The organism is Salmonella sp. 32082101201600294FB01SM01 (assembly GCF_017572865.1).
Classification (GTDB): domain Bacteria; phylum Pseudomonadota; class Gammaproteobacteria; order Enterobacterales; family Enterobacteriaceae; genus Salmonella; species Salmonella enterica.
The window spans coordinates 513841-536163 of the sequence record NZ_JAGESB010000001.1 but is presented as its reverse complement, the minus strand read 5'-3'; the positions used below and the strand labels follow the sequence as shown (position 1 = coordinate 536163).

Here is a 22323-nt window from a genome sequence, read left to right as displayed (position 1 = left end):
ATCAGCCTTTCCCCTGCGTCGCCGCAACCATCGGTAAATTCAGACCTTGCTCAACAGCGCATTCCACCGCGAGATCATATCCGGCATCGGCATGGCGCATGACGCCCGTCGCCGGATCGTTGTGTAACACGCGGCGAATACGCGCGGCGGCCTCGTCAGTGCCATCACAGACAATCACCATACCGGCGTGTTGCGAAAACCCCATCCCCACCCCGCCGCCATGATGGAGCGATACCCATGTCGCCCCGCTGGCGGTATTCAGCAACGCATTTAACAGCGGCCAGTCGGAAACCGCGTCGGAACCGTCGCGCATCGCTTCGGTTTCACGGTTAGGGCTGGCGACAGAACCGGAATCCAGGTGATCGCGGCCAATCACAATAGGCGCGGATACCTCGCCGCAACGCACCATTTCGTTGAACGCCAGCCCCAGTTTTTGCCGCCACTCCAGGCCTACCCAGCAGATACGCGCCGGTAACCCCTGAAAATGAATGCGCTCGCGCGCCATATCCAGCCAGTGATGCAGATGTTTATCCTCAGCCACTATCTCTTTGACTTTGGCATCGGTTTTATAGATATCCTGCGGATCGCCGGACAGCGCCACCCAGCGAAACGGCCCGATGCCACGACAGAACAGCGGACGAATATAGGCTGGCACAAATCCCGGAAAATCAAAGGCGTTTTCCACCCCCATCTCTTTCGCCATCTGACGAATATTGTTGCCATAGTCAAAGGTCGGCACGCTCATTTGACTGAACGCCAGCATCGCCCGAACATGCGCCGCCATGGAACGTTTCGCTGCCTGCATCGTCCCGTGGGGATCGGATTGCGCGTTTTTCTGATACTCCTCCCAGCGCCAGCCGGAGGGTAAATAGCCATGTAGCGGATCGTGGGCGCTGGTCTGATCGGTCACCAGGTCCGGGCGCACGCCGCGATTAACCAGTTCCGGCAGGATATCCGCCGCGTTCGCGCACAGGGCGACGGACACGGCTTTCCCCTCGCGGGTGTAGCGCGTAATGCGGGCCAGCGCGTCATCCAGCGTGGCGGCCTGCTCATCCACGTAGCGAGTACGCAGACGAAAATCGATACGGCTTTGCTGGCATTCAATCGTCAGCGAACACGCTCCGGCCAGCGTCGCGGCTAGCGGTTGCGCGCCGCCCATGCCGCCCAGCCCGGCGGTCAGCACCCAGCGTCCCGCCAGCGTGCCGTTATAGTGCTGACGCCCCGCCTCGACAAAGGTTTCGTATGTTCCCTGCACGATTCCCTGACTGCCGATATAGATCCAGCTTCCGGCCGTCATTTGACCGTACATCGCCAGCCCTTTCGCATCCAGTTCGTTAAAGTGTTCCCATGTCGCCCAGTGGGGAACCAGGTTGGAGTTGGCGATTAATACCCGCGGCGCGTTGTCGTGCGTTTTAAATACGCCGACCGGTTTGCCAGACTGAATAAGCAACGTTTCGTCCGCCTCCAGCCGGGTGAGCGCATCAACAATAGCGTCATAGCATTCCCAGTTGCGCGCGGCGCGACCAATCCCGCCGTAGACCACCAGCTCATGCGGATTTTCCGCCACGTCAGGATCGAGATTATTCATTAACATCCGCAGCGGGGCTTCTGTCAGCCAGCTTTTCGCCGTTAATACCGTGCCTCTGGGCGCGCGGATAGTCTGCTGACGATACTTGCTTTCAGGCATAGCAATGACTCCTCATTATTATCGGTCTGCCATCCCCAAATAACGCTAAAACGCCACTATCAGGCACCGCCGCAGACCCACAGATAAGAATCAGACATATACTTGTCTATACAAGTAAGCACAAGAATAGAATTAACAAAAATAATACAATTTTGTTATATTGTGTCAGCAATCACGTTTTCCGGCAGCAGTCCGCTCAGGAGATAAATCGTCCCTGTAGCCGGTAGCGCGACCCGGGGAAAAGTAAGCGGGCGTGAGAAACAATCCGCGACGCGGACCAGGTTGTACGACGAATGAGCAGACAAGGCTCATGCTCTTTGATAGTTAACCACGCGCACTCTTGCGCCGTGGCGCGCACCGCCTCCACAATATGTTCCCCTTCCGTTAGCGGCGCGATCCGCGACAAATAAGCGTGCGGCGTGGTCTGACGGTAATCTTGCGTCAGGTAATCCACGGCAATATCCGCATTCACGCAGCGATCTTCAATTTGTACCGGCAGATCGTTTTCATAATGCACCATGATGGAATGGAAAATGACATCGCTCTCATTGACGTTGAGAGCGCTGGCCTGGATGGCGTTTGCCCGCACGCGCTCCAGCGTGAGCACCTCACAACGATGCTGATGACGGCGGGCGGCAATCTCCTCGGCGATACTGCGGACTTCAAACAGCGCGGACTGGCCTTTTGGTTCGGCGACAAACGTCCCCACGCCCTGTAAACGCACCAGCCACCCTTCATCCGTCAGCTCACGCAGCGCCCGGTTGATGGTCATTCGGCTAAAGCCATACTGCGCGACCAGTTCAGCTTCCGACGGAATGCGATCGTGCGGCTGCCAGACGCCGTCGGCTATTTTTTTACAGATGTCCTGTTTCACCGTTTCGTAAAAAGGCGCAGGCGCAGAACGGGAGCGGGATGAATACATGCGTGAAGCCTTCCTTATGCGGATAGTGTTTTCCGGATGACAGATTAACGCCACCAGTGCGCGATTTGCCAGCCAAGCCGCGCCGCCACGCGCGCCGCTGCGCCATCGTCATCAAAGCGTGGATTAAACTCAACCAGATCCGCCGCCTGTAATTTTCCGCTGCGGCAAACCGGCTCAATTAAACGCAGAACCTGTATCAGCGGCACGCCCAGCGCTGCGGGAGCGGAGACGGCCGGCATTTCCCAGACAGGCAATACGTCGAGATCGATAGTCAGATAAATTTTATCCACCTTGTCGATAAACTGCGTCATCTGCGCCAGCGCGTCATGGCAGTCAAGATCCTCCACCACGGTAACATTCCGCCACTGCGCTTCCCGCCACAACGCCTGCGTATTCGCCGCACGGCTCACGCCGAAACAGGCATAATGAAACGCGCGGCTCTGCGCGTCGCATAGCTGCGCCAGTTGACGAAACGGCGTCCCGGATGTTGCCCGGTCGGTCTGACGGAGATCCAGATGCGCATCAAGATTAATGATCCCTACGCTTTCCTGCGCAAACACGTCCAGCACCCCCGCGCCGTGTCCAAATGCGGTTTCATGCCCGCCGCCCAGCACCAGCGTGCGCATCCCGGCCCGCAGGCAGCGGCTTACCGCATCGCGCAAGGCCTGCTGCGCGCCTTCCAGATCGGGCGTCGGCGCAACCCAATTGCCTAAATCCACCAGCCGTTCATGTCCCTGATGGCTGGCCATATTCGCCAGCGCTTTACGCAACGCGTCCGGGGCGCCTGCCGCGCCGGGACGCCCTGCATTGCGTTTTACCCCCTCGTCGCAGGCAAATCCCATTAACGCGATCTTTTGCTGCCAGTTTTCGGGGGAAAAGGTCTCGCTGCGCGTGACGGTCTGAAACAGACGCCGCGCATCCGGCGCTTCTATACTGTCATCGCGCCCCTGCCAGAGCGCCGGAGAAGCCGGATACCATTGCGTCATGAGATTTGTCCTCTGTATACCCGCTGATATAAAGGGTTACGCCCCGGCTCATACACTATCTCTACCGGCTGTTCAGCATCCCATACCACAAAATCCGCCCGGTAGCCGGCCCTGAGCTGCCCATGCGTCGCCTGTCTTCCCAGCGCGCGAGCGGCATGGCGCGTAACGCCCGCCCATGCCTCTTCCGGCGTCAGACCAAACTGTACGCAGGCCATATTCATCGCCAGATGCAAACTGCAAAACGGGCTGGTGCCGGGATTGAAATCGCTGGCGACGGCGACAGGCACCTGATAGCGGCGCAGCAGTTCCACCGGCGGGCGCTGCGTCTCGCGCAGAAAATAAAACGCGCCGGGCAACAACACGCCGACAGTACCGCCGTCACGCATCGCCGCGACGCCCGCTTCATCAAGATATTCGATATGATCCGCCGATAAACCCTGATAACGGCTCACCAACTGCGTGCCGCCCAACAGCGAAAGCTGCTCAACATGGCCTTTAACGGGAATACCTAACGCCTTCGCCGTCTGCAACACGCGCTCACTCTGCGCCACATTAAAGCCGACGCTCTCGCAAAAGAGGTCTACCGCATCAAATAACCCTTTTTGCCAGAGCTGCGGAATCATCGTCTCGCAGACCAGAGTGATGTAGCCGTCCGGGTCGTCACGATACTCCGCTGGCGTAGCATGAGCGGCAAGTAGCGTGGGGCTAATGTCGATAGCGTTTTCGGCGGCAAGTTTTGCAGCGACGCGCAACAGCTTTTCTTCTGTCGCCAGCTCCAGACCATAGCCGGATTTAATCTCCAGCAGCGTAACGCCTTCGCTGGCAAGGCGCATCATGCGTTCGCGCGCCAGCAGGTAGAGCGTCTCTTCCGCACAGGCGCGGGTTGCTGATACCGTCGCGTTAATGCCGCCGCCCTGAGCGCTAATATGCTGGTATGACGCGCCGTTAAGCCGCTGCTCCCACTCTGCGGCGCGGTTACCGGCAAACACCAGATGCGTGTGGCAATCGATAAGTCCCGGGGTTACCAGTCGTCCCTGCATATCATGGATATTGTCCCCGCTGACAGGAAGCTGCGTCTCTGGCACGATATCGCAAATATGCCCTTCGCGTACAATCAGCGCCTGGTTATCCACCAGCCCGTACGGGGCTTGCCGCTGCGGGTCCATTGTCGCCAGCCTGATGTTTCGCCAGACAGTATCGCCCGGTAAAAGTTGCCGCATTCCTGTCGCTCTCTTGCCTGTCATGAGTTGTATAGACATTTATTTTCTTTCTGCTCCGGATTGTCAACTCAAAGCGCGAAAGTTGTTGCTTAATTGTGATAAAACTATCTGATGCTACAGGTGTTTCCAGCCTGAAAAGGAACTTTTTACCTTTTCGCCTTCCCGTTTCGTTCAACTTAGTATAAAAAAGCAGGCTTCAATGGATGTCATTTAACTTTTTCAAGCCCGGAGCAACCTGTGAATACATTATCGGTTTCCCGTCTGGCGCTGGCACTGGCTTTTGGCGTGACGCTGAGCGCCTGTAGCTCTACGCCACCCGATCAGATCCCTTCCGATCAAACCGCGCCTGGCACCGCCTCGCGCCCAATTCTGTCGGCAAATGAAGCGAAAAACTTCGTTGCGGCGCGCTATTTTGCCTCCCTGACGCCGAATACCGCCCCGTGGTCGCCGTCGCCGATTACCCTGCCCGCACAGCCTGACTTTGTGGTGGGGCCGGCAGGTACGCCAGGCGTTACGCACACCTCAATTCAGGCCGCGGTCGATGCGGCAATGGTTAAACGCACGAACAAACGCCAGTACATTGCTATTATGCCGGGCGACTATCAGGGGACCGTGTATGTTCCCGCCGCGCCGGGAAGTCTGACCCTGTACGGGACCGGTGAAAAACCGATCGATGTGAAAATTGGGATGGCGATTGATGGTGAAATGAGTGTCGCTGACTGGCGCCGCGCGGTGAATCCCGGCGGGAAATATATGCCTGGTAAACCCGCCTGGTATATGTTCGATAACTGCCAAAGCAAACACGCCGCGACGATCGGTGTGATGTGTTCTGCCGCGTTCTGGTCGCAGAATAACGGTCTGCAGCTACAAAATCTGACCATCGAGAACACGCTGGGCGACAGTGTCGATGCCGGAAACCATCCGGCGGTGGCGCTGCGTACCGATGGCGACAAAGTCCAGATTAACAAGGTCAATATCCTTGGCCGCCAGAACACCTTCTTTGTGACCAACAGCGGCGTGCAGAACCGTCTGCAAACCGATCGCCAGCCGCGTACGCTGGTGACGAACAGCTATATTGAAGGCGATGTGGATATGGTTTCCGGACGCGGCGCCGTGGTGTTCGATAACACCAACTTCCAGGTCGTCAACTCCCGCACACAGCAGGAAGCCTACGTCTTCGCCCCGGCGACGCTGTCCAATATTTACTATGGCTTTTTGGCGATCAACAGCCGCTTTAACGCCTCCGGCGATGGCGTTGCGCAGCTTGGCCGCCCGCTGGATGTCGACGCCAACACCAACGGTCAGGTAGTGATCCGCGACAGCGTGATTAACGAGGGCTTTAACGTTGCCAAACCGTGGGCCGACGCGGTCATCTCGAAACGTCCGTTTGCCGGAAATACGGGAACCGTGGATGACAAAGGCGAGGTGCTGCGTAATCTGAACGACACTAACTACAACCGCATGTGGGAATACAACAACCGCGGTGTAGGCAGTAAAGTGGTGGCGGAACCTAAGCAGTAATCGCCGTTCCGGTTCAGGCTTATAAACGGGCCGCCGCAGCAGATGTGGCGGCCCGTGGTTTTACTGCAAGCGATGTTTATTGAAATTAATCAGGCATCCCGCCGCCCTCCGGCACACAGCGCTTTAGTACGCGTTCACCACAACCCACATCGGCCCCTGGCCGACGGCATAACGGCCTTTTTCCGTCAGCAACCCCTGAGTGCCCGTAATTTCATAGACCGCGATATGATGTGATTTTTGACCCGCAGCAATCAGGTATTTCCCGCTATTGTCGATATTAAAGCCGCGCGGTTGGGCTTCCGTCGGCTGGAAGCCTTCAACGCTCAGTACGCTGCCGTCTTCGGAGACACTAAAGACGGTAATCAGACTGGCGGTGCGGTCACAGGCATACAAATGCCGTCCATCCGGCGTAATATGAATATCCGCCGCCCAGCGGGTATCGGAAAAATCGGCGGGCATCATATCCAGGGTTTGTACGCACTCTATCTCACCATGCGGATTTTTAAGCTGCCAGACATCCACCGAACTGTTCAGTTCATTGACGCAATACGCATATTGTCGATTCGGGTGGAAGACCATATGACGCGGGCCTGCCCCTTCGACTGTATTTACTTCCGCCGGCTCCTGGGCCACCAGATGGCCGTCATCGCTTAGCGTAAACAGACAAATGCGATCCTGTTTTAGCGCAGGCACCCACAGGGTACGGTTATCAGGCGTAATATTTGCCGAGTGGCAGCCGTCCAGCCCTTCCACCACATCCACCAGCTCAACCGGCAGGCCATCCTGTAAGCGCGTCACGCTGACATTACCGGCGTTATACGATCCGACAAAGACAAAACGACCATGATGATCGGTAGAAATATGGGTCGGGCTACCCGGCAGGGCGGATTCGGCGGCAAACGTCAGCGCGCCATCATCTGGCGCAATACGATACGCCAGGACACGAAACTCCGGGCGCACGCCGACATAGAGGTAGCGTTTATCCGGACTGACCACCATCGGCTGAACCTGACCGGGCACATCCACGACCTGCACCAGCGTCAGCGTCCCTTCGTGGTTCAGGCTCCAGACGTGAATTTGCTGGCTCTCAGGGCTGGCGGTATAGACTGTTTGTTTCATGAATACTCCTTTGCATATGGCATGTAGCTGCAATAACAGGACACAGCTTAACGTAGTCGCTTTTGACGGCGAATGCTGAATTCAGACGCAGAATTTTGTCTGCTTACCGTCCCGGTGTACCATGCCGACAGACGGAATTATTACTCTTAATCTGGAAAAAATTATGACTGCACGCGTGATTGCCCTCGATTTAGACGGAACATTATTAACCCCGCATAAAACCTTACTCCCCTCCTCGCTTGACGCGCTATCACGCGCCAAAGAGGCGGGTTTTCAACTTATCATTGTCACTGGTCGCCATCACGTTGCTATTCATCCTTTTTATCAGGCGCTGGCGCTGGAAACACCTGCTATTTGCTGCAACGGCACCTATTTGTATGATTATCAAGCTAAAACTGTCCTGGATGCCGATCCTATGCCCGTGGATAAGGCGTTGCAGTTGATTGATTTACTGGATGAGCATCAGATTCACGGCCTGATGTATGTTGATGACGCTATGCTTTACGAACACCCAACCGGTCACGTCGTGCGTACCTCCCGGTGGGCGCAGACCTTGCCGCCGGAGCAACGTCCGACCTTTACACAGGTTTCTTCGTTAGCGCAGGCGGCGCGCGACGTGAATGCCGTGTGGAAGTTTGCGCTTACCGATGAAGATATTCCCAGGCTACAGCGGTTCGGTCAGCATGTTGAACAAGCGCTTGATCTGGAGTGCGAATGGTCATGGCACGATCAGGTGGATATCGCGCGCAAAGGCAACAGTAAAGGCAAGCGCCTTACCCAGTGGATAGAAGCGCAGGGAGGGTCAATGAAAAATGTGATCGCTTTCGGCGATAACTACAACGACATCAGTATGCTGGAGGCGGCAGGCACCGGCGTTGCGATGGGCAACGCCGATGAGACGGTGAAAGCGCGCGCTGACGTTGTGATCGGCGATAACACTACCGATAGCATCGCCAAATTTATTTACACCCACCTGCTATAGTCAGGCGGTGATAGAAACGCTTTTCACCTGCGCGTAAAGCCACAGGCCAGGCTTGATATTCAGCTCATCCCTGGCCCACGGGCTTATTCGCGCCCACAGCGTTCTGCCGCCTATCTCAAGCTGGACTTCCACCTGCCCGTTATCGTCATAACAATTCGCCACTTTTGCCCGCAATACGTTGCGGATACTGGTCTGCTGCGGCGGCTGTAGTACCAGCGAGACATCCGACGCCTGTATACGAATACGCAGTGTGGATTGCAGCGGCTGATTGAGTTTATTTACCCACAGGTGCTGGTCGCCAAGCGCCAGAGCGGTCATGGCATAATGCGGGTGATGCTCCAGCACGCTGACTTTCAGAATACTGCTCTGTTGCTCTTTCGGCAGCCACGGGTGCATAACGCTGCTTCCCCAGACCTCCTCCAGCGGGCCAAACGCTTTAACCTGTCCATCCTCCAGCACCATGACTTTATCCGCCAGGTGGAGAATTTCATCAAGAGAATGGCTGACATACAGCATGGGAATATTGATTTCTCGCGCCAGCCGTTGCAGGTACGGCAGTAATTCGCGTTTTCGCGGGATATCCAGTGAGGCCAACGGTTCGTCCAACAGCAGCAACTCCGGGGCGGTGAGCAATGCCCGGCCTATCGCTACGCGCTGTTTTTCTCCGCCGGACAAGCTCCCCGGCAGGCGATCAAGCAACGCTTCAATTCCCAGCAGCGACACCAGCTTATCAAACTGACCGGTCATGCTTTTCGCCATGCCGTAACGCAAATTGCCGCGTACTTTGTAATGGGGGAACAGGCGCGCATCCTGGAAAACATAACCGATGCGGCGCTTTTCCGGCGTTAAACAGATACCGTTTTCCGCGTCATGCAACACCCGGCCATTCAACGCGATGCGTCCTTTTTGCGGGCGAGTCAAACCGCTGATGGCATTAATCAGCGAGGTTTTTCCCGCGCCGGAGACGCCAAAGATAGCCGTGATCCCACTGGCTGGCAGCGTTTCGTTGAGGGTTAAACAGTGCGTTCCCAGCGTCTGGGAAAAATTAAGCTCCAGCATGGTTAGCGCCCCGTCCGTTCACGGCTAATCCGCGCCAGCCATTCAGAAATCAACAGCGAAATCAGCGCTAATACAATCGAAATCACGCACAGCCTCGCCGCCGCGCTCTCCCCGCCCGGCGTCTGGATCAAGGTATACATGGCGGAAGGTATGGTGCGGGTTTCGCCCGGAATATTGGAAACAAAGGTAATGGTCGCGCCAAATTCGCCAAGCGAACGGGCAAACGCCAGCACCGTACCGACAATAATGCCCGGCAGGGTAAGCGGTAAGGTGATAGTCAGGAAAACGCGCCAGCGCCCGGCGCCCAGCGTTCTGGCGGCCTGTTCAAGCTTGATATCCACCCCCTCCAGCGCCAGCCGAATGGCCCGCACCATCAGCGGGAAGGACATCACCGCCGCCGCCAGCACGGCGCCGCGCCAGCTAAAGGCAAACGTGAGACCGAACCAGTCATACAGCCACTGGCCAATAAACCCGCGTCGCCCCATCGACACCAACAGCAGATAGCCGACCACCACCGGCGGCAGCACCAGCGGCAGATGCAGGACGCTATCAAGTAAGGCTTTGCCCGGAAACCGGCATCGCACCAGTAACCAGGCAAAAAAGATCCCAAACGGCAGGCTAAACAGCACGGCCAGGGAAGACACTTTCAGGCTAAGAAGGACAGCCTGCCATTCTGGATCGGTCAGTATCATTACTTCGTCGTAAATCCATAACGTTTAAAGATTGCCGAGGCCTGCGGTCCTTTCAGGTAATCATAGAACGCGCTGACGGTCGCATTTTTATGCCCCTCCACGATAGCGATGGGGTATTCCACTTTTTTATGTGAATCTTCCGGGAACGTCGCCACCACGTTGACCCCCTTGCTGGCGACCGCATCAGAACCGTATACAATGCCCAAAGGCGCTTCGTTACGTTCGACCAGCGCCAACGCGCCGCGCACATCCTCGCCCGGCGCCAGTTTCGGTTCAAGCGTTTGCCATGCGCCCAACTTTTGCAGCGCTTCTTTGGCATAAATTCCCGCCGGTACGTGTTGCGGATCGCCCACTGCCAGACGTCCGCCGTTCAGCAGACGAATCCAGTCCGTTTTGTTGTCGATGGTAAACGGTTTTTGCTCGCTGGCTTTCGGTGCCACCACCACCAGGCTATTGCCAAGCAATGTTTCGCGCGTCGTGGTATCCACCGCTTTTTTATCGGCTGCGTAATCCATCCATTTCTGGTCAGCAGAGATGAACAGATCCGCCGGCGCGCCCGCTTCTATCTGGCGCGCCAGCGTTGAAGAGGAGGCGAATGAGGAGACCACATCCACATTTTTCTCTTTTTTATATTCTGCCGCAATGTCTTGCATCGCGTTCGTTAGCGACGCGGCGGCAAATACGGTGATCTTGCCTTCATCCGCCAGCGCATGACCAGCGATGACGAAAGATAATGTCGCCCCTGCGACCAGGCGTAACCAGGAATGCGCCATCTGTAACTCCTTGTGCGTTTCGTTATGTAAACAACAATATAACGATAATCTCAGGGGTTTCCCAGCGGTTATTCATACCCATTAACGATTAAACACAGAAAATATCGGCAGGAAAAGCAGGATCTTGAGTAACAAAAACGCCCGACTGAGCGGGCGTTTGGGGAAATCAGCGGTTCTGTCTGGACTGGTCTTTCTGACCGATACCGGAAAAAATGTTGAACACCTCACCCAGACCGTAAATCAGACCGAGGATGATGGCCATCACTACCGGTACCATGATGACGGCGAATACCAGACTTTTTAATAACTCTAACATGGGCAACTCCAGATATAGTCCTTTTTGTATTTTAACCGCATCACACAGAAAAGCACTCCCCTTTTGTGCGGTCGGCTTTGCGCTGACGCGCTTTTCAGTCACAATAGTCTTTTTACCAGGAGCTGGTTATGCAGGCCGAAATCCTTCTTACCCTGAAACTTCAGCAAAAGCTTTTTGCCGATCCCCGACGTATCTCTCTGCTGAAACACATTGCGCTTTCCGGCTCGATTAGTCAGGGCGCGAAAGACGCGGGAATCAGCTATAAGAGCGCCTGGGATGCGATAAACGACATGAACCAGCTTAGTGAACATATGCTGGTTGAACGCGCAACGGGCGGCAAAGGCGGCGGCGGCGCGGTATTAACCCGCTATGGTCAGCGTCTGATCCAGCTTTACGATTTGCTGGGCCAAATTCAGCAAAAAGCGTTCGATGTGTTAAGCGACGATGACGCCCTGCCGCTTGACAGTCTGCTGGCCGCTATTTCCCGCTTTTCACTGCAAACCAGCGCCCGAAATCAGTGGTTCGGCACCATTACCGCCCGCGATCGCGATCAGGTGCAACAGCATGTCGACGTACTGCTGGCCGACGGCAAAACGCGGCTCAAAGTTGCGCTGACGGCGCAAAGCGGCGAGCGTCTCGGCCTGGAGGAAGGTAAAGAAGTGCTGATCCTGCTAAAAGCGCCGTGGGTTGGCATTACCCGGGATGCAGCCGTTGCGCGCGCCGCTGACAATCAGTTGTCGGGAACGATCAGCCATATCGAGCGCGGCGCGGAACAGTGTGAAGTGTTGATGGCGCTGCCGGACGGCCAGACGCTGTGCGCTACGATACCGACTGCGGATGCCGCCACGTTAAAGGAAGGCGATGACGTGATTGCCTGGTTTAATGCGGACAGAGTGATTATTGCAACGTTGTGCTAAGCACATTGACATCCGTTGCCGAAAGACGTATCCCTGTCATTCATCGCTGCAAAAAATGGGATGCAAAATGTCATCGTTGCAAATTTCGCAAGGCACGTTTCGTCTGAGCGATACAAAAACACTTCATCTGGATTCGCTGACGCTCAATGCGGGCGATAGCTGGGCATTCGTTGGGGCTAACGGGAGCGGGAAGTCGGCGCTCGCCCGCGCGCTGGCGGGTGAACTGCCATTATTAACAGGCGAGCGCCAGTGTCAGTTTACCCGCATTACTCGTCTGTCCTTTGAACAATTGCAAAAGCTGGTCAGCGATGAATGGCAACGTAATAACACCGATATGCTCAGTCCTGGCGAAGACGATACCGGGCGCACTACCGCGGAAATTATTCAGGATGATGTTCACCATCCTGCCCGCTGTGCGATGCTGGCGCAGCAGTTCGGCATTTCCGCTTTACTCAACAGGCGTTTTAAATACCTTTCTACCGGCGAGACGCGAAAAGCGCTGCTGTGTCAGGCGCTGATGTCTGAGCCGGAGTTATTGATCCTTGATGAACCGTTCGACGGACTTGACGTGACCGCCCGTCAACAACTGGCGCAACGCCTGACGGCGTTGAACCAGGCGGGTATGACCCTGGCGCTGGTACTCAACCGTTTTGATGAGATCCCGGACTTCGTGCAGTTTGCCGGCGTGCTTGCCGACTGTACGCTGGCGGAGACCGGAACGACGACAGAGTTACTGCAACGGGCGTTGGTCGCTCAACTCGCGCACAGCGAGCGTCTGACCGACGTACAATTACCCGAACCGGACGAACCTTCCGCCCGCCATGCGTTACCCGATGGCGAACCACGGATCGTACTTAACGATGGCGTAGTCTCGTATAACGATCGCCCTATCCTCCACCACCTAAGCTGGCGAGTAAATCCAGGCGAACACTGGCAGATCGTCGGTCCTAACGGAGCGGGTAAGTCTACATTGCTTAGCCTTATTACTGGCGATCACCCGCAAGGCTACAGCAACGATCTTACGCTGTTCGGGCGGCGGCGAGGAAGCGGCGAAACAATCTGGGATATCAAAAAACATATCGGCTACGTCAGCAGCAGTTTACATCTGGATTACCGCGTCAGTACCACGGTACGCAATGTCATTCTCTCCGGCTATTTCGATTCTATCGGCATTTACCAGGCCGTTTCAGACAGGCAACGAAAACTGGCGCAACAGTGGCTGGATATTCTGGGAATCGATAAGCGCACGGCGGATGCCCCTTTCCACAGTCTCTCCTGGGGACAGCAGCGGCTGGCGCTGATCGTGCGCGCGCTGGTTAAACATCCGACAGTGTTGATTCTGGATGAACCGCTGCAAGGGTTGGATCCGCTGAACCGCCAACTGGTACGCCGTTTTGTGGATGTATTAATTCGCCAGGGAGAGACCCAACTGCTGTTCGTTTCCCATCATGCAGAGGATGCGCCTGCCTGTATTACCCACCGACTGGAATTTGTACCAGAGGGCGAAAGCTATAAGTACGTTTCCGGACGATGCAATAATTAAATGTATTATCAGAATGGCGCCGCGCGCCATTCTGGAACCGCTCTCCTTTTATTAAGAATAATAATAACGGTCGATAAGCTTACTATCTCTTGAATCGCTGACCGCCTCATTGTCATAATAATCCTGAAATTTTCGACAATGATGTCGTATGTGAATATAAGGGATTCATTATGGCTTTTCGTTTTCCACAAATAATACTATTTTTACTGGCAGCCATGTTATTTTGCCCCGGCAGTTATGCTGAGCAAAAGCCAACCGCTGCGCAGGAAGCACGTAAAACCGCCGTTGAGGTCGCTGTTGAAGGCATGAGTCGCGCCGCCGTTGCGGGTCCGACAAAGATTAGTTTAGGTGATAAAGCCACGCTTAATCTGCCGGAAGGATTTACCTGGATACCCGCAAAAGAAGCGGCGGTATTTATGCGTGAAATTGGTAACTATGTTGACGATGAATATTTTTACGGTCTCGTATTTAAAAAGGAAATGAATGGATTTATTTCTATCGAATATGATGATTCTGGTTATGTAAAAGATGATGATGCAAAAAATTGGGATGCCGATGAATTAATGGATAACCTGCGCAAAGGCACAAAAGAAGCGAATAAAGATCGTATTGCAAAAGGCATTGAGCCGATAGAAATTATTGGCTGGATCGAGAAGCCTACCTACGATGCAACCAATCATCGTCTGATCTGGTCCGCCGCCATCCATGATATCGGCACCAACGAACCACTGAATGAACAAGGCGTGAACTACAACACCTATCTGCTGGGACGTGAAGGCTATTTTTCTTTAAATCTGGTGACCGACAGAGGTTCTGTTGACCACGAAATCCCTCTGGCGAAAAGAATTCTCAGTTTCGTCAAGTTCAACCCTGGACAACGCTACGCTGACTTCAACGAATCAACGGACAAAATAGCGGAGTATGGGCTCGCCGCGCTGATTGGCGGTATCGCGGCCAAAAAAGTAGGTCTGCTTGCTATGCTCGGTATCGCGTTACTTAAATTCTGGAAAGTGACCGCCATCGGCGTCGTCGCCGTCGGGGCGCTCGCCAGGAAGCTACTCTCGCGTAAAAAAGACTGACAGCCCCTGCCCCGTCCGTTTCATTTCCAGGCGCATAACGCGCCTTTTTTTCGGATAAAAAGCAGAAGCATTCTCAAGCCAGATGATTTGTAATCATTTAATCGATACAAATGCGTAAAATCACCAGTGTGTAAACGATTCCACTAATTTATTACATGTCACACTTTTCGCATCTTTGTTATGCTATGGTTATTCCATACCATAGGCTTAACGGAGCGAATTATGAGAGTATTGGTTACAGGTGGTAGCGGTTACATTGGAAGTCATACCTGCGTACAATTGCTGCAAAATGGTCATGACGTCGTCATCCTCGATAACCTCTGCAACAGCAAGCGCAGCGTGCTGCCCGTTATTGAACGTCTGGGCGGTAAGCACCCGACCTTTGTCGAAGGCGATATTCGCAACGAAGCGCTTATAACCGAAATTCTGCACGATCACGCGATTGATACCGTGATTCACTTTGCCGGCCTGAAAGCCGTCGGCGAATCGGTCGCCAGGCCGCTGGAGTACTATGACAACAACGTCAACGGTACGCTACGGTTAATCAGCGCCATGCGTGCGGCCAACGTTAAAAACCTTATTTTTAGCTCCTCTGCCACCGTTTATGGCGATCAGCCCAAGATCCCTTACGTCGAAAGTTTTCCTACCGGCACGCCGCAAAGCCCCTACGGCAAAAGTAAATTGATGGTAGAACAGATCCTCACCGATCTGCAAAAAGCCCAGCCGGAGTGGAGTATTGCGCTGCTGCGTTATTTCAACCCGGTCGGCGCGCACCCGTCGGGCGACATGGGAGAAGATCCGCAAGGTATTCCGAATAACCTGATGCCCTATATCGCCCAGGTCGCCGTGGGTCGTCGCGAATCGCTCGCCGTTTTCGGCAACGATTACCCGACCGAGGATGGCACCGGCGTACGCGATTACATTCACGTTATGGACTTAGCCGACGGGCACGTCGTGGCGATGGAAAAACTGGCGGACAAATCCGGCGTACATATTTATAACCTCGGCGCGGGTGTCGGCAGTAGCGTCCTGGATGTGGTCAACGCCTTTAGTAAAGCCTGCGGTAAACCCATTAATTACCACTTCGCGCCGCGTCGCGACGGCGATCTCCCGGCGTATTGGGCGGATGCCAGCAAAGCCGATCGCGAGCTGAACTGGCGCGTCACCCGCACGCTTGACGAAATGGCGCAGGACACCTGGCACTGGCAGTCACGCCATCCGCAGGGATACCCAGATTAAGGACGTTGTTATGACCCCATTTAATCCCATCGATCATCCGCATCGCCGTTATAACCCGCTTACCGGCCAGTGGGTTCTGGTTTCGCCGCATCGCGCAAAACGCCCCTGGCAGGGGGCGCAGGAAACGCCGTCTCAGCAAATGCTGCCGGCCCATGATCCCGACTGCTTCCTGTGTGCGGGCAATACGCGTGTCACCGGCGATAAAAATCCCGATTACAAAGGGACTTACGTCTTTACTAACGATTTCGCGGCGCTGATGGCCGACACGCCGGATGCGCCGGACAGCCACGATCCGCTGATGCGCTGCCAGAGCGCGCGCGGCACCAGCCGCGTGATCTGCTTTTCTCCCGATCACAGTAAAACGCTGCCGGAGTTGAGCCTGCCCGCGCTGACGGAAATCGTCAGAACCTGGCAGACGCAGACCGCCGAGTTAGGCAAAACCTATCCGTGGGTGCAGGTCTTTGAAAATAAAGGCGCGGCGATGGGCTGTTCGAACCCGCATCCGCATGGACAGGTCTGGGCCAACAGCTTCCTGCCGAATGAGGCCGAACGCGAAGATCGTTTACAAAAAGCCTATTTCGCCGAGCAGCGCTCGCCAATGCTGGTGGATTATGTCCAGCGAGAACTGGCGGACGGCAGCCGCACCGTGGTCGAAACCGAACACTGGCTGGCGGTGGTGCCTTACTGGGCGGCGTGGCCGTTCGAAACGCTACTGTTACCCAAAACGCATGTCCTGCGCATTACCGATTTAAGCGACGAGCAGCGCGACTCTCTGGCGCTGGCGTTGAAAAAGCTGACCAGTCGTTATGACAACCTGTTTCAGTGTTCCTTCCCCTACTCAATGGGCTGGCACGGCGCGCCGTTTAACGGTGAAGAAAACGCACACTGGCAGTTGCACGCGCACTTTTATCCGCCGCTGCTGCGCTCTGCGACCGTCCGTAAATTTATGGTCGGCTATGAAATGCTGGCGGAAACCCAGCGTGATTTAACCGCAGAACAAGCGGCTGAACGCCTGCGCGCGGTCAGCGACATCCATTTTCGCGAATCCGGAGTATAAAAATGAATCTGAAAGAGAAAACGCGCGCGCTGTTTGCTGAAATTTTCGGCTACCCTGCCACCCACACGATTCAGGCGCCAGGCCGCGTCAATCTGATCGGCGAGCATACTGATTACAATGATGGTTTTGTTCTGCCCTGCGCTATCGATTACCAGACCGTAATTAGCTGTGCGCCGCGCGACGATCGTACCATACGGGTGATTGCCGCCGATTACGACAATCAGGTGGACGAATTTTCACTGGATGCGCCGATCGTGACCCACGATAGCCAGCAGTGGTCTAACTATGTGCGCGGCGTAGTGAAACATCTGCAACAGCGTAACAACGCGTTTGGCGGCGTGGATATGGTCATCAGCGGTAATGTGCCGCAGGGCGCCGGGTTAAGCTCCTCCGCTTCGCTGGAAGTGGCGGTGGGCACCGTCTTCCAGAAGCTTTATCACCTGCCGCTGGACGGCGCGCAAATTGCGCTCAACGGACAAGAGGCCGAGAACCAGTTTGTCGGCTGTAACTGCGGCATTATGGATCAGCTCATCTCTGCGCTCGGCAAAAAAGATCATGCGTTGCTGATTGATTGCCGTACGCTCGGCACCAAAGCGGTTTCCATGCCGAAAGGTGTCGCCGTGGTGATCATCAACAGTAACTTTAAGCGCACGCTGGTGGGCAGCGAGTATAATACCCGCCGTGAACAGTGCGAAACCGGCGCCCGTTTCTTCCAGCAGCCGGCCCTGCGCGATGTCAGCCTTGAGGCGTTCAATGCCGTTGCCAGCGAACTGGACCCGGTAGTCGCAAAACGCGTTCGCCATGTATTGAGCGAAAATGCCCGCACCGTTGAAGCGGCAAGCGCGCTAGAGAAAGGTGATTTGCAACGTATGGGCCAACTGATGGCGGAGTCCCATGCCTCAATGCGCGATGATTTCGAAATTACCGTCCCGCAGATAGACACGCTGGTAGACATTGTCAAAGCGACCATCGGCGATCAAGGCGGCGTGCGCATGACCGGCGGCGGCTTTGGCGGGTGTGTTGTCGCGCTGATCCCGGAAGATCTGGTTCCCGCTGTTCAGCAGGCCGTTGCGCAACAGTACGAAGCGAAAACCGGAATCAAAGAAACCTTTTATGTATGCAAACCGTCACAAGGAGCAGGACAGTGCTAAATGAAACGCCCGCACTGGCCCCCGATGGTCAACCGTACCGCCTGCTAACCCTGCGCAACAGCGCAGGGATGGTGGTAACGCTGATGGACTGGGGAGCCACTCTTCTTTCCGCCCGTATACCGCTGTCTGACGGCAGCGTTCGGGAAGCATTGCTGGGCTGCGCCAGCCCGGAACACTACCCTGAACAGACGTCATTCCTCGGCGCCTCTATTGGCCGTTACGCGAACCGTATCGCCAATAGCCGCTATACGTTTGCCGGCGAAACCGTACAGTTAAGCCCAAGCCAGGGCGAGAACCAGCTACACGGCGGACCGGAAGGCTTTGACAAGCGCCGCTGGCAAATTGTGAACCAGAACGATCGCCAGGTATTATTCGCCCTCACCTCTGATGACGGCGACCAGGGCTTTCCCGGCCATCTTTGCGCCACGGCGCAATATCGTCTGACCGATGACAATAGAATCTCCATCACCTACCGGGCAACGGTCGATAAACCCTGTCCGGTGAATTTGACCAACCACGTCTATTTTAATCTGGACGGCGATCGGACCGACGTGCGCCAACATAAGCTGCAAATTCTGGCGGATGAGTATCTGCCGGTAGATGAATCCGGTATTCCACGCCAGGGGCTAAAATCGGTAGCCAATACCTCGTTTGACTTCCGGATGCCAAAAGTCATTGCCAGCGAGTTTCTCGCCGATGACGATCAGCGCAAGGTTAAAGGCTACGATCATGCTTTCCTGCTACAGACGCAGGGTGATGGCAAAAAGCCGGCGGCCCGTCTGTGGTCACAGGATGGAAAGCTACAAATGATGGTTTACACCACCGCCCCGGCGCTACAGTTTTATTCCGGCAATTATCTGGCGGGTACACCTTCCCGCGGGCCGGAACCTTATGCCGACTGGCAAGGGCTGGCGCTGGAGAGCGAACTGCTGCCGGACAGCCCGAATCATCCTGAATGGCCGCAGCCTGACTGTATCCTTCGCCCTGGCGAGGAGTACGCCAGCCTGACCGAGTATCAGTTTATTCCGTTCTAACGATATGCCGCTACATGCCCGATGACGCAAGCTTATCGGGCCTACGCGCCATTGCCCTGCTCAAACCTCCACCACTTAAAGACAAAATCGCAACTCTGAGTTCACAAGAACCTTACACTGCGCCACTATTTTCGCTATGGTTATGCGTAAGCATTGCCGCCAACACCTCGCGGCAATATAATGAGAATTATTATCATTACATATGATTTATAGGAGTGAGAGTATGGCTGTAACTAAGCTGGTTCTGGTACGTCACGGTGAAAGTCAATGGAACAAAGAGAACCGTTTCACCGGCTGGTATGATGTTGACCTGTCTGAAAAAGGCGTAAGCGAAGCAAAAGCAGCGGGTAAACTGCTAAAAGAAGAAGGTTTCAGCTTTGATTTTGCCTACACTTCCGTACTGAAACGCGCTATCCATACGCTGTGGAACGTACTGGATGAACTGGATCAGGCGTGGCTGCCGGTGGAAAAATCCTGGAAACTCAATGAACGTCACTATGGCGCGTTGCAGGGGCTGAATAAAGCGGAAACGGCAGAAAAATATGGTGACGAGCAGGTTAAACAGTGGCGCCGCGGTTTTGCCGTGACGCCGCCGGAACTGACTAAAGATGATGAGCGTTATCCGGGTCACGATCCACGTTATGCCAAACTGAGCGAGAAAGAGCTGCCGTTGACCGAAAGTCTGGCGCTGACCATCGACCGCGTTATTCCTTACTGGAACGACACCATCCTGCCGCGTATGAAGAGCGGTGAGCGCGTGATCATCGCCGCTCACGGTAACTCATTGCGTGCGCTGGTGAAATACCTGGATAACATGAGTGAAGATGAGATTCTTGAGTTAAACATCCCGACCGGCGTGCCGCTGGTGTATGAGTTCGACGAAAACTTCAAGCCGATCAAACATTACTATCTGGGTAACGCTGACGAAATCGCCGCGAAAGCGGCTGCCGTGGCGAATCAGGGTAAAGCGAAGTAATCACCTTTGCCGGATGGCGGTATAACTGCCTTATCCGGCCTACGAGCAATGGGTAGGCCGGATAAGCGCAGCGCCATCAGGCAATATGTCTTAAACAGCGATCACGCCGTCCAGCACCACCTGCAATTTCCCCTGCGAACAGCGCTCCACGCGTCCTCGTACCCGGTACACTTCAGCCAGACGCTCCGCAGTAATCACCGTCTCCGGCGCGCCGCTGGCGACCAGCCTGCCGTCTTTTAGCATCAGGACATGGTCACCATGACGCAGTGCAATATTAATGTCATGCGCCACGACTATCGTCACTCTATTTTGCGCCTGGGTATCCCGACGCACGAGATCCATTACGTGAAACTGATAGTTTAAATCCAGCGCGCTGAGCGGCTCATCCAGCAACAGAAGTTCAGGGCGACGAATCAGCGATTGCGCCAGACCCACTAACTGCCGCTGACCGCCGGAAAGCTGGTCGAGATACTGCAACGCCAGATGCGTTATGCCCAATTGCTCAAGGATAGCCAGTATCTGCGATCTGCCCTGCGCATTGTCTCTGCCGCCTGATGCCCGCAGTACCACGATAATCGACTCCAGAACATGCAGATGTACGCCCTGCGGTAATGACTGCGGCAAAAACACAACTTTCTGCGCCCGCTCGGCAAACGATAACGACATGAGATCTTCGCCATCAAGCAGCGCCTCGCCGTCGGCGTTATTCAGCCCGGCCAGCGAACGTAGTAACGTCGATTTACCACAGCCGTTCGGCCCCAGCAAAATGGTAATTTTCCCGCGCGGCAGTAAGGGAACGTTGAGATCTGTAATAACCGGCTGAGTGGAATAGCCGGCGCTAAATGAGCGGAGCATTAACCCGCGCATCAGAGACTCCCCCGATGTCGCAATACAATGCTTAAAAAGAACGGAACCCCGACCAGCGAGGTGACAATCCCCACCGGCACCATGACGCCCGGAACACTATTTTTCGCCGCAATAGAGGCCAGCGATAACACCAGCCCGCCTATCAGCACGCTGCCCGGAAGGTAGAAACGGTGATCTTCCCCCAAAAGTATTCGCGCAATGTGCGGTGCAACGAGACCAATAAAACCAATCGGCCCGACGAAAGCTACCGTCAGCGCTGATAACAAGCTGATACGCAACAATGACAGCAGGCGTAAACGGCGGACATGAATCCCAAAGCTCATCGCCCTCTCTTCGCCCAGACGTAATGCCGTGAGTTGCCAGGCGCTTCGTAACGCGCAAAAAAGCACAGCAATAAACACCACGGCCAGTACGCCCAATTTTTCCCACGACGCACGGACCAGGCTCCCCATCGTCCAGAATACCAGCCCCTGCAGCGTATCTTCATCAGCCACAAACTGCATAATGGCGACCAACGCGTTAAAGGTGAATACCAGCGCAATGCCGAACAACACCACTCCGGATGCGGCGACGCCTGTCCAACGGGTAATACCGTCCAATAGTAACGCGGATAAAAGTGCAAAGATGAACGCATTGGCCGGGATAAACCAGGTGGCTGGAATACCGGGAATACCGATCCCCAACACAATCGCCAGCGCAGCGCCAAAAGCCGCCGCGGACGATACGCCAAGGGTAAACGGCGTCGCCAGCGGATTATTTAAAATGGTTTGCATTTCGGCGCCCGCTAACCCTAACGCCATGCCTACCAGCAGCGCCATCAGGGCATAGGGTAAACGAATATCCCAGACAATAACGTGTATGCCCGCATTCACCTTTTCCGGCTGGAAAAGGGCCTGCCACAGCGCACTGAGCGGTAAACCAGAAGACCCACAGGTTACATCCACCATCAGTGAAGCCATCATCGCCAGCGCAATAGCTAACATGAGCACGGCCCGTTTGCGTATGAGCTGGCGATAGCGCGGAATGACGGGCGTGGAAGCGAGAGCGGGGGCTAAAAGTGATTTGTCCTGACAGGTCATGGTTCGGGCTACGTTATTAATCAGAGGAGAATTATAGCGCCGAATTATTTCGTTATATATTTATTTATATTTCGATTGATGACACGGTGGCCTATCTCACCGGT

At 55.1% G+C, this 22323-nt stretch carries 21 protein-coding genes; 10 read left to right on the top strand and 11 right to left on the bottom strand.

Features of this window, described 5'->3' with window-relative positions:
• Position 1 precedes the first annotated feature (1 nt).
• From hutU to hutI, 4 genes are all read right to left on the bottom strand, one after another.
• Positions 2-1687 carry a urocanate hydratase gene (gene hutU / locus J4645_RS02580; RefSeq protein WP_023215104.1) on the bottom strand — a complete coding sequence of 562 codons (1686 nt, stop codon included), beginning with the start codon at positions 1685-1687 and terminating at the stop codon, positions 2-4.
• 196 nt (positions 1688-1883) lie between these two features.
• Entirely contained in the window at positions 1884-2609 is a 726-nt protein-coding gene (locus tag J4645_RS02575) for a histidine utilization repressor (RefSeq protein WP_000287407.1), read from the bottom strand.
• Positions 2610-2653: 44 nt separating this feature from the next.
• The gene (gene hutG / locus J4645_RS02570) at positions 2654-3595 is read right to left on the bottom strand and encodes a formimidoylglutamase (protein ID WP_023215105.1); all 942 of its coding nucleotides are present in this window, start codon (positions 3593-3595) and stop codon (positions 2654-2656) included.
• Positions 3592-4815: an imidazolonepropionase gene (gene hutI / locus J4645_RS02565; protein WP_023215106.1), complete on the bottom strand. Its 1224-nt coding sequence runs from the start codon at positions 4813-4815 to the stop codon at positions 3592-3594. Before hutI ends, hutG begins: the two co-directional genes overlap by 4 nt.
• A gap of 237 nt (positions 4816-5052) precedes the next feature.
• Between hutI and J4645_RS02560 the strand changes: the two genes are divergently transcribed.
• Positions 5053-6336, top strand: a complete 1284-nt coding sequence (locus J4645_RS02560) for a putative acyl-CoA thioester hydrolase (protein ID WP_023215107.1) — start codon at positions 5053-5055, stop codon at positions 6334-6336.
• Positions 6337-6459: 123 nt separating this feature from the next.
• Here J4645_RS02560 and pgl read toward each other — a convergent pair whose 3' ends face one another.
• Positions 6460-7455, bottom strand: a complete 996-nt coding sequence (pgl, locus tag J4645_RS02555) for a 6-phosphogluconolactonase (protein ID WP_000815468.1) — start codon at positions 7453-7455, stop codon at positions 6460-6462.
• 163 nt (positions 7456-7618) lie between these two features.
• On the opposite strand from pgl, the gene J4645_RS02550 reads away from it, so the two are divergent.
• A complete protein-coding gene (locus J4645_RS02550) occupies positions 7619-8437 on the top strand; it encodes a pyridoxal phosphatase (RefSeq protein ID WP_001562537.1) in 819 nt (272 codons plus the stop codon).
• On the opposite strand, the gene modC is transcribed toward J4645_RS02550, so the two are convergent.
• The 4 genes from modC to J4645_RS02530 all read right to left on the bottom strand — a co-directional run bounded on the left by modC (position 8438) and on the right by J4645_RS02530 (position 11277).
• Positions 8438-9496 (bottom strand): molybdenum ABC transporter ATP-binding protein ModC, encoded by a 1059-nt coding sequence (gene modC / locus J4645_RS02545; protein ID WP_000891710.1) that lies wholly within the window; start codon positions 9494-9496, stop codon positions 8438-8440.
• 2 nt (positions 9497-9498) lie between these two features.
• A complete protein-coding gene (gene modB, locus J4645_RS02540) occupies positions 9499-10188 on the bottom strand; it encodes a molybdate ABC transporter permease subunit (protein WP_000604026.1) in 690 nt (229 codons plus the stop codon).
• Positions 10188-10961: a molybdate ABC transporter substrate-binding protein gene (gene modA / locus J4645_RS02535; protein WP_000951416.1), complete on the bottom strand. Its 774-nt coding sequence runs from the start codon at positions 10959-10961 to the stop codon at positions 10188-10190. The genes modB and modA overlap by 1 nt, the downstream gene beginning before the upstream one ends.
• Positions 10962-11127: 166 nt before the next feature.
• Positions 11128-11277, bottom strand: a complete 150-nt coding sequence (locus J4645_RS02530) for an AcrZ family multidrug efflux pump-associated protein (protein ID WP_000891513.1) — start codon at positions 11275-11277, stop codon at positions 11128-11130.
• Positions 11278-11405: 128 nt separating this feature from the next.
• Here J4645_RS02530 and modE point away from each other — a divergent pair, with 128 nt between their 5' ends.
• From modE to gpmA, 8 genes are all read left to right on the top strand, one after another.
• Positions 11406-12194: a molybdenum-dependent transcriptional regulator gene (modE, locus tag J4645_RS02525; protein WP_001147416.1), complete on the top strand. Its 789-nt coding sequence runs from the start codon at positions 11406-11408 to the stop codon at positions 12192-12194.
• 67 nt (positions 12195-12261) lie between these two features.
• Positions 12262-13737, top strand: coding sequence for a molybdate ABC transporter ATP-binding protein ModF (modF, locus tag J4645_RS02520; RefSeq protein ID WP_023215108.1), 1476 nt, complete (start codon positions 12262-12264; stop codon positions 13735-13737).
• Positions 13738-13907: 170 nt separating this feature from the next.
• Positions 13908-14816 carry a DUF2167 domain-containing protein gene (locus tag J4645_RS02515; protein ID WP_023215109.1) on the top strand — a complete coding sequence of 303 codons (909 nt, stop codon included), beginning with the start codon at positions 13908-13910 and terminating at the stop codon, positions 14814-14816.
• Between the two features lie 222 nt (positions 14817-15038).
• The gene (gene galE, locus J4645_RS02510; protein ID WP_001265457.1) at positions 15039-16055 is read left to right on the top strand and encodes a UDP-glucose 4-epimerase GalE; all 1017 of its coding nucleotides are present in this window, start codon (positions 15039-15041) and stop codon (positions 16053-16055) included.
• A gap of 10 nt (positions 16056-16065) precedes the next feature.
• Positions 16066-17112, top strand: a complete 1047-nt coding sequence (galT, locus tag J4645_RS02505) for a galactose-1-phosphate uridylyltransferase (protein ID WP_000187473.1) — start codon at positions 16066-16068, stop codon at positions 17110-17112.
• A 2-nt stretch (positions 17113-17114) separates the two neighbouring features.
• Positions 17115-18263, top strand: coding sequence for a galactokinase (gene galK / locus J4645_RS02500; protein ID WP_023215110.1), 1149 nt, complete (start codon positions 17115-17117; stop codon positions 18261-18263).
• Positions 18257-19297, top strand: a complete 1041-nt coding sequence (gene galM, locus J4645_RS02495) for a galactose-1-epimerase (protein WP_000931428.1) — start codon at positions 18257-18259, stop codon at positions 19295-19297. Before galK ends, galM begins: the two co-directional genes overlap by 7 nt.
• A gap of 223 nt (positions 19298-19520) precedes the next feature.
• The gene (gene gpmA, locus J4645_RS02490) at positions 19521-20273 is read left to right on the top strand and encodes a 2,3-diphosphoglycerate-dependent phosphoglycerate mutase (protein WP_000301554.1); all 753 of its coding nucleotides are present in this window, start codon (positions 19521-19523) and stop codon (positions 20271-20273) included.
• Positions 20274-20363: 90 nt separating this feature from the next.
• Here the strand turns inward: gpmA and J4645_RS02485 are convergent, their stop codons facing one another.
• Entirely contained in the window at positions 20364-21140 is a 777-nt protein-coding gene (locus tag J4645_RS02485; RefSeq protein ID WP_001214719.1) for an ABC transporter ATP-binding protein, read from the bottom strand.
• The gene (locus J4645_RS02480; protein ID WP_000128335.1) at positions 21140-22219 is read right to left on the bottom strand and encodes an iron ABC transporter permease; all 1080 of its coding nucleotides are present in this window, start codon (positions 22217-22219) and stop codon (positions 21140-21142) included. Before J4645_RS02480 ends, J4645_RS02485 begins: the two co-directional genes overlap by 1 nt.
• Positions 22220-22323 lie beyond the last annotated feature (104 nt).